This is a genomic window from Streptomyces sp. NPDC057428 (assembly GCF_042803195.1).
Classification (GTDB): domain Bacteria; phylum Actinomycetota; class Actinomycetes; order Streptomycetales; family Streptomycetaceae; genus Streptomyces.
In genome coordinates, this window is the sequence record NZ_JBHVCT010000233.1 from 1 (window position 1) to 1,283 (window position 1,283).

Consider the following 1,283-nt stretch of genomic DNA (forward strand, 5'->3'; position numbering starts at 1 on the left):
CTCGTCCTCGTCCGCGACACCGCCTGCTGATCACCCACCAGCCGAACCGCCAGGCCAGCACGCCCGCATCTCAATTTCCCCCGAGGTCGTTAGACCACAAGGATATGCACCATGAAGGTCATTGTGCCGCGAGATGGGCCTGTGCCTACTACATCCCGCGGCGATGGCTTCATCCGGATCTATGAGTACAAGTTTCGGCTCAACTCATCTCATGGGACAGCGCACCGTCCCTGAGCTGACACGGCCTCCGAGATCACAGACGTTGGCCGAACCCGTTTCCCAACACGAAGCGGATTCGCAGCCCGTCCAGACCCGGCGGGAATACACGAACGGAACGGCGTCTCTGTCAGCGGTCGCCTGGGATGACTCCTCGGAGGTGACGGTGCCCCGTAGGCCTGGCTGAAGCCCGCTTTCGCGAGTCGGCAGGTTGCGGGCCCGACCCACCCGCAGCTGAGACTGACGTGTGGGGGGAGCGTCAAGAACTTGGGGACCCGGCCAGGTGAGCCAGGGCGCGGCAGTCTCCAGGAGCCAGTTCACACAGGCCGATTCAGCTCGCGCCGATCCGCGTCCTTGCGAGCCAGGTGCCCGGGCGGCGCCACCCCGCCCGGGGCCGGCCGCTCATGGTCCGGGCAGCCCGGGTGGGCCGGCCCGGCGTCGCCCGGGCGCATACCGCGACTCGGTGGCGGGGGCCGTGAGCCGGTCTCAGTTGCCGATGCCGGAGGTACCGATGCCGGAATTCCCGATGCCGTGGCTGCCGAGGCCCGTGTTACCGAGGCCCGCGTTACCGAGACCCCAGTTCGCAACCCCCGCGTTACCGATGCCGTCGTTGAAGGCGCCTGCGTTGCCGACCCCGTCGTTACCGAAGCCCGCATTGCCGACACCATCGTTGCCGATGCCCGCGTTGCCGAGACCGTTGCCAGGCCAGTCGTGAGCGCCGGCCGCGCCGGCACCACAGATAGCCAGCGCTGCCGCCGCACCCAGCGCAGCCGTTACGCGGAGAAGATTTGTGCGCACCTTCGTATACCTCCTGCTTCGGGGCTCTTTGGCCACTATCTCTAGCACGTGGCCATGTCGAATACGGGGACAATTGTCCGAAGTTATCGTGTCGCCCAGAGGCTCCGCCGACATGTCATGGGAAAGGCCTGCGGACCGGAAAACCCGCTCACTCCCAAGACGGCGGAGGGCCCAGCCCCTCTCTGTCAGCCTTGGGTGAGACGCCCCGCTTCGTCGGGTTAGCCTGAGAGGGCACGACAGGAGAACCACCCCCTCATGACCAGCACCAA

At 66.5% G+C, this 1,283-nt stretch carries 1 protein-coding gene; it reads right to left on the reverse strand.

The window, feature by feature from the left end:
* Nucleotides 1–702 precede the first annotated feature (702 nt).
* On the reverse strand, nt 703–1,014 hold the full coding sequence (locus ACFU5K_RS31950) for a hypothetical protein (RefSeq protein ID WP_384068263.1): 312 nt from the start codon (nt 1,012–1,014) through the stop codon (nt 703–705).
* Between the last annotated feature and the right edge of the window lie 269 nt (nt 1,015–1,283).